General features: G+C 32.1%; 8 protein-coding genes. All 8 read left to right on the forward strand.

Annotation, left to right across the window (positions count from 1 at the left end; all coding sequences use genetic code 11):
- A partial coding sequence (locus tag ACVC43_RS00210; RefSeq protein ID WP_452222558.1) for a phage baseplate assembly protein V occupies positions 1 to 667 on the forward strand: 667 nt, incomplete at its 5' end.
- A 3-nt stretch (positions 668 to 670) separates the two neighbouring features.
- On the forward strand, positions 671 to 2,008 hold the full coding sequence (locus ACVC43_RS00215; RefSeq protein WP_452222559.1) for a hypothetical protein: 1,338 nt from the start codon (positions 671 to 673) through the stop codon (positions 2,006 to 2,008).
- A 446-nt stretch (positions 2,009 to 2,454) separates the two neighbouring features.
- Positions 2,455 to 3,522 (forward strand): hypothetical protein, encoded by a 1,068-nt coding sequence (locus ACVC43_RS00220; protein ID WP_452222560.1) that lies wholly within the window; start codon positions 2,455 to 2,457, stop codon positions 3,520 to 3,522.
- 5 nt (positions 3,523 to 3,527) lie between these two features.
- Entirely contained in the window at positions 3,528 to 3,992 is a 465-nt protein-coding gene (locus ACVC43_RS00225) for a DUF4280 domain-containing protein (protein ID WP_452222561.1), read from the forward strand.
- A 13-nt stretch (positions 3,993 to 4,005) separates the two neighbouring features.
- The gene (locus ACVC43_RS00230; RefSeq protein ID WP_452222562.1) at positions 4,006 to 5,637 is read left to right on the forward strand and encodes a hypothetical protein; all 1,632 of its coding nucleotides are present in this window, start codon (positions 4,006 to 4,008) and stop codon (positions 5,635 to 5,637) included.
- An 11-nt stretch (positions 5,638 to 5,648) separates the two neighbouring features.
- On the forward strand, positions 5,649 to 6,176 hold the full coding sequence (locus ACVC43_RS00235) for a hypothetical protein (protein WP_452222563.1): 528 nt from the start codon (positions 5,649 to 5,651) through the stop codon (positions 6,174 to 6,176).
- A 285-nt stretch (positions 6,177 to 6,461) separates the two neighbouring features.
- Complete coding sequence (gene tssD, locus ACVC43_RS00240; protein WP_452222564.1) at positions 6,462 to 6,848, forward strand: type VI secretion system tube protein TssD; 387 nt, start codon at positions 6,462 to 6,464, stop codon at positions 6,846 to 6,848.
- 91 nt (positions 6,849 to 6,939) lie between these two features.
- Positions 6,940 to 7,158: type VI secretion system tube protein TssD (gene tssD / locus ACVC43_RS00245; protein ID WP_452222565.1), on the forward strand; the 219-nt coding region annotated here is incomplete at its 3' end.

The following is a 7,158-nucleotide window of genomic DNA, read 5'->3' on the forward strand; positions in this document are numbered from 1 at the left end:
GCAAAAAGAATTAGGAGAAATAACACCTTGGATACGTATAGTAACACCTCATGCTGGTGGCGACAAAGGCTTTCATTTTGTGCCAGAAATCGATGAAGAAATTTTAGTGGGCTTCGAAGGTGGTAATGCAGAACATCCTTATATGATGGGAAGTTTGTATAATGGTGGCGGTAAAGCTGGAGCGTTTAAAACGAATGATAATCAAATTAAAGCTATAAGAACTAGAAGTGGTCATACTCTAAAATTTACAGAAGATGAAAGTATCATCCTAACAGACAAAAGCGGAAACATTATTCATCTGGACACAACTGGTGGCAATATAAATATTACTGCTCCAGAAACTATGACACTCAATTGTAAAAATATGGTAGTAAATGTAGAACAAAATTTAACCACAACAGTTGGTATGAATAAAACAGATTCTATAGGTATGAATTCAAGTGAGAGTACTGGTATGATGAAATCTACTACTGTTGGCGCCAATGCCAATATGATGGTTATGGGTAACTTAATGGAGTTTATTCAAGGAGATTTAACTTCAGAAGTTGTTAAAGGAAGAGAAGAAACTGCTGCCGAAATTAAGATAACAAGTAATAATGGAAATATAACTAAAAGCGCAAAAGGCCAAATACAAAATAATAGTGGAGAAAAAGGCAATAATTTTTAAACCATGCGACAAAGAATAGTAAATGGTGTTATAACCACAATAACAGAGAACGACCATCTTTCCAGAGCAATAGAAGGAAATATAAATTATTCTTCAAATAGTACAATAGAAGAAATAGGGACAGATAGTGGTGTAAGTTATGCTGATTATGAAACGCCTCCAGCTTCAATAAATACCGTTGAAATAGAGGGTCCTTTTGATGAAAATTGGGAGCCAGTAGATTTTCTTGCCAGAGATGAATTTTACTATTATAGAGTGAGCACAGATGTAGAAGCTACAGAGGAAGATGTTGCTAAATTAAAATGGGTAATTAAATATAATGATCAAGACACTTATAAATTAGTATATACAGGAGGAACATTATTATCAAGTGGGAAAATTGGGATGAAGCTGTCTATTAACCAAAGTAGAAGTTCAGATAATTTTGATTTCTATGCCTACTTCTACGAAAGAAGTGAAGATGTAAAATTAAATGTTTTAATAGAAGATGGTGAAATTTTAATGGTTGTAGGTACAGAGCAACATTCTGCTACAATTGGAAACAAACTGATGTTTCCTGCACAAGCTGTTAGAGAAATAAAAGAGAATTATAGTCATCACAAATACACAAATATTGTAATTTTTAAAGATGGATATACCGCAATGCAATTGAGCATTATTAAAAGAGATGCCAGGCGTTGGAATAATGAAGTGTATTTCAAAGAAATTACCACAACCCAAGAGTTAATTAATTACATAAATAATGGAGATGCTACGGTGAGCAGGAGTAATAAGAAACTGGGGATTATAAAAATATATTCACATGGCTTACCAAGTATACTTGATTTCGGATTAGATGGACCAAATGAATTAGCACAACGATTTTTAGTGTCGGACATTTCAGAATTAAATGTAAGTGCTTTTGCAACATATCCTTTTATACACTCATTTGCTTGTAGAACAGGTAATGTAGATAGTCGTTTAAGGGCGTCATCTCCTGGATATCAATATGGCTCAGATTGGGAAACCCATGTGAGACCACAAGACAGTTTTGCGCAAAAATTAAGCGACCATTTAGATGGCAAAGTATACTCCTATTTAAGACGAAGTAATTATTCTCCAACTTGGGACGATGGAGGTGATCAAGATTACACTGAAGATTACGTACATATTGAATCTGAAGATGTTAGCAATCCTTTAAACCCTATGGATTGGCTAAGAAACAGACATCGCTGGGATGAAGCGTTATGGAATTTAAATGGTGGTTATGCGCCTCCAAGAGCTGGCAGTTCTCCAGGAGGAGAACTACCATCAGATTTGTATCAATTTCAAAAAGGAAAAGCCCCTATTAAAAAAGAATAAAATGAAATACATTATAATTGGTCTAATTAGTTATATTCTATGTGTGGCTCAGGCATTTTTTAGCCTGAACCACCTTCAAAGCGAACCCGCCTCTTCCTGCGTAGGTTGTTCTCTCTTGACTGAGATTTTAAAATATAGTCTAATAATAGTTATTCTGCCTTTAGTGTATTTCCTCTTGAAAAAAAACAATAAAGGAGTTAGATTAATAATTACAAGTTGTTTGTTAATTTTAAGTTGCCTGTTTGTAAACTTTTCTGTGTTTAGATCAAGGGTAACTTCGTGGAGTACGTTTACATTCAATGAGGAAATGCTTGGAGTAATTTATCTATCTTATATTGGGTTAATAATAACGCTTGTTTTATTTATACTTATAACTAAAATAAAAAAAATAGAGTTTTAAAAGCATAAATAATGGTAAATTTTAAAATTGAATAGTATACAAGGTAATGCAAATTAAAGACTACATACCATATAAAGTAAAAACAGGAGATACTCTTAAATCTCTTGCTGCAAGAATTGGTCTCGACAATTACAAACAATTACGCCATTTTCATAATAGAGTTTGTACCGAAATTGACTATTTAAAAACCGAAGAACTTATTAAAGGAAACACACTATATGTGCCTGATATTGATGAGGTAAATTTAATTAATAAAACTACTGAAAAAGAAACGGCAGAGCACAACAAAATTAAGCCATTTAGGCTTCAGTTTAAAAAATTTAACGCCTCCTATAAGGTTGAAATTACAAAGGAAGAAGTTACTGGCAGCAACGAGAAAAAAAATATTATAGGCTATACAATAGATATAAAACACACAATTAATAAAGAAAATCTCAACATATTAAGAATAAACAAAACTAATTTTTTAATCAATAAAAAGAAACCTAAAACAAAAATGCAACAAATCGCTTTGCAGTGCTCTAAGTCTTATTTTCCTGTAAACATTATTTTAAACAAAAGTGGTGAAATGGTTGGTATAAATAATATGGCAGAAATAAAAGAACGCTGGTTAAAAAACAAAGTGAAGATACAAGAAATGTTTACAGGACACTATGCTAATAAATACATCAACAATGTTAATTATAAAATTTTAGAAACAAATCAATTAGAAAGTGTATTAATTAATGACGTTGTGCTTAATACTCTGTTATTACCTTATAAAAGATTAAACAGAACAGCAGAAACAACGTTCAATTCAACATTTTTAAAACATAAAATCAACTACAAAGTTTCTCAAATTATTGAAAAGGATGAAAAATCCAACAAAATAATATTAAAGCAAGAAGGCCTTGTTGATGACATTAGAAGTTATAAAGAAATTTTAGCTCCTGAAGCCAATGTTAATAATCCTTTTTTTGTGAAACTCTCAAAAATTGAAGGAACATTAAACAATACATTTACTATAGATATGGAGCATGGTGTTACAAATAAAATTAGAGCTTTATATAAAGTAAATTATACACCAAATAAATGTAAGATAACATCTGTAAACATTAATCTTATTAATAAATAATTATTATGAGTACTGGAAAACATTTTGTAATACAAAAAGGTAAAGCTATGTGTAATCAAGGTACAACTTTTCCTAACTTTAAGGTTTCAAGCCATACTAAACACTATTGGAATGATAGTGGAAGCAGTTCAGATTTTTTAGCAGTAACAGAAGATGATATTCAATTTACTCCAAGCGCTAACTCTTTCGGTGCTTGTTCCTTAAACCGAAAAAATCCCTGTGCTTTTGCACCAGCAGGAAAATGGACAAAAACATACAACAAAGTAACGGTTTTAGGTAAAAAATGTGTGATTGAGGGTTCTGAACTTATGTGCTCTGTAGGAGGGAAAATTACGGTAATGATGCATGGTCAAAGCGCTAGTGTAAGCAAAAATAATGCAGAAAATGCAGATCAAGACGTGCAGGAAGAATTAGACCCTTTAACAGATACTGACGAAATTGTAGACAATAACCAACCATATGCATACTAAATAAAAGATAGTTATGGCAAGAAGAGGTGTAAAAAGAATTAGTGGGCCAGCATCGCCAAGAATAGGACAACCCGCAGCTTATACCGTAGCAGAATGGCATCCAGAAACACCAGATGCCATGAAAGCGAATGTAAAGTGGCAATTGTTTAAAAGGAGAAGTTCTGGGCAATACGAGTCTATAAGTGCAATTAAAAATGGTTCTGTTGGTAGTTTCACCTTTACAGAACGCTCGTTAAATGAAGATCTTCTGGTAGAAGGCTACTTATTTAATCCAGAACTATCAGGACCAACAACAGTAAATGTTAGACCAACTCAAGGCGAACCAAATATTTTAACCATCACCATTTTAGACTATCAGGGAAATAGATTTAGTAGTACACCACAATATGGACAAACTGTAACCATTACAATAGAAACGGTGAACATGATTGGTGAAGACTTGACAATAAGTCTGTGGGAAAGAGATACTATTTCAGACGAAGGTCATGACACAGATAGCAACACCAAACTTTGGGAAACGCAAGCAACAATAGAAAATACAAACGGTACTGTTAGCGTGCAAAAACAATTAACTTTAGACATGGCTGTAAATGCCGATAAAGGCATTTTTGAAGGTGGTACTCATGAATATTACGTATTGGTGAGATCAAATAGATCAAATCAATACAATATTTCTGAACAACAATTAGAGGTCTCTGGTGACACCTCTGGATATGCAGTGGTAAGTGCATTACAAACAGCATTACAAGTTGCTGGTATTACAAATGATCCGGCTCCAGAAAATGGAAATAGCCCAAGTGTAGTAGGTGAAGAAGCTACAAGAGAAGAAACTACGCCTGGTTATTGGAATATTTTTGTTAGTAGCAAAGCAGATAGAGTAAATAATCCTTTTGGTGTAGGAGTCTTAGTAGATGATAATGGTGTAGAGATATTTAAATTTCAGTTAAGATTACAAGGTGCAGGAGGTGCAGATAGAACAAGGCAAAACAGCGATACTCCCTTAGGAGCTTATGGTTTAGGTCATGGCGCCAGTAGAAATGATTACCATTTAAATTCAAACCAAAGTGTGTATGGTCCTTACAGACGTATGGTAATGAGTGAAGCAAGTCCATATACTTCTGGTGAAATAGTGGACGACACTACAAGAAAATACATACGTATACATGGAGGGAGACAATCTCCTACATCGAGGTATGGCCATTACCCTTTATTACGAAAAACCCACGGTTGTATTAGAGCTTTCGATACAAATATGAATACTTTAAACCAGAGAATTCAAGAACTAATGAGCTCAGAAGGTAAAAATTTATACCCTGGACATGTAGTTGTTTCCAACGATTTAGTTTCTGCAATATTTAAACATACGGCAACAGTACAAGATCCAGATGGCTCAACAAATATGCGATCAAATTATACCAGTGATAGTAATATTGTAAGCGCAGTAAACAATGGAACACAAGTTGAAATATTAAATTATTCTTCCGGAACCAGTAGTCTAAATGGAAGGTTTAAGGTTAGATTACAAAATGGCAGGGAAGGATACATATATAATACAAAACTGTCAAATTTTTCGCATCAAGTAATGAGTTATAGCGTAGATTCAAGCAAAACTGTTATAATAGAAAACCCAAAACCTGAAAGGTAAAATTATTAAAAATGAAAAAATATTATTTTAAATTCAGTTTAGTCGTTATTACTTTCTTTTTAATGACAAACTGTAAAAACGATAAGAAAATGACTACATATACTAAAACCCCTATGAATCAAATTAACGTTTGTTCTACAAAAAATGAAGATTTAAACTTAAATTTTATACTAGAGCATATTAATACTATTGAAGGTGAAGCCTGTTTAAACAAAGTGTTAGACTTTGTGAAAAGTAATTTTACTAAATCACCTAATACATCCATTAAAATTATCGAAACACTAATAAAAAATCATGAGTACGAATATCTTTTAGATTATTCAAATGAATTGTTTATAGAACAACCAAAACTATTTCTCAATTACTTTGGTGATAACAAAAACAGCAATATTTTAAATGCTTTAAAAGAGTTATATGGTTATTCTATACCAGAATATAATAAGAAAACGTATCAAAAAATAGAAAAAAAAGCTAATCTAACCAATGAAGATAAGGAAATCTTAAAATCAATTAACCCTAATCTTACTTCAAGTAAATAAAATTGTTTATAACATAATTTATAAGTTACAGCAATATCAAATTCATATTATATAATTGCTGTAGTCTTAATAAATAAAGTGTACTATTTAAATATTTAAGAACAAAAGGCCATAAATCATTCTATTATAAAACTTTACATAAAAAGCACCTTTTACAAACACTCACTTTATCTAAAAAACAAGTATTTCAACCTATATATTTGTAATCACTTTAGAATCCTAATAAATTTATGTCATGCCGTTAATGGCTTTTAAACTTTTTTTATTAATTAAATATTTATTATTATGGCTTTTAAAGCAAAACTAAAAGTAGGTGGAAGAGAGTACAATGTATTAAACTCTTCTTACGAACTACACCAAGAAACAGATGCAACAGGAAGACCATCTTCTATTACTAGAGGTGGTAAAATTAAATTAACTGTTGAGTCTACAGCAGACACAAGCTTGTCTGACTGGATGTTTAACAACTTCGAGCGTAGAGATGGCTCTATCGTTTTCTTAAAAAGAGACAGCGACTCAACTTCTAAAGAGTTAAAATTTACTGAAGGTTACATGGTTAAATATCTTGAAAACTTCGACTCTACCGGAAAAAACCCAATGGCTGAATCTTTTGTGATTTCTGCAAAAGGAATTAGTATTGGTAACGGTGAACACGTTAATGATTGGGTGTAATAACTCTCATTAAATAGTATACATTTTAACAAAGGGAGTGCTTATGCAACTCCCTTTGTTTTATCTTTTATTAATTTAAATCCCAGCAATTATGTCGTTTTTGGCAAAACTTAATATAGAAGATGATGAAATGAATGTGTTAGAATGTTCCTTTGGTTTTCAACAAGGAGCAGACAATTCAGGACGACCATCGCAAAAGCCTCGTGGAGGACAAATAACCATACTTATAGAATCTACTAACAAAACAGACTTTTTAGAGTGGATGATATCCAGTAATATGACTAAAAACGGGAGTGTTATCTTTTATAAA

It is taken from the genome of Lacinutrix chionoecetis (assembly GCF_053604665.1).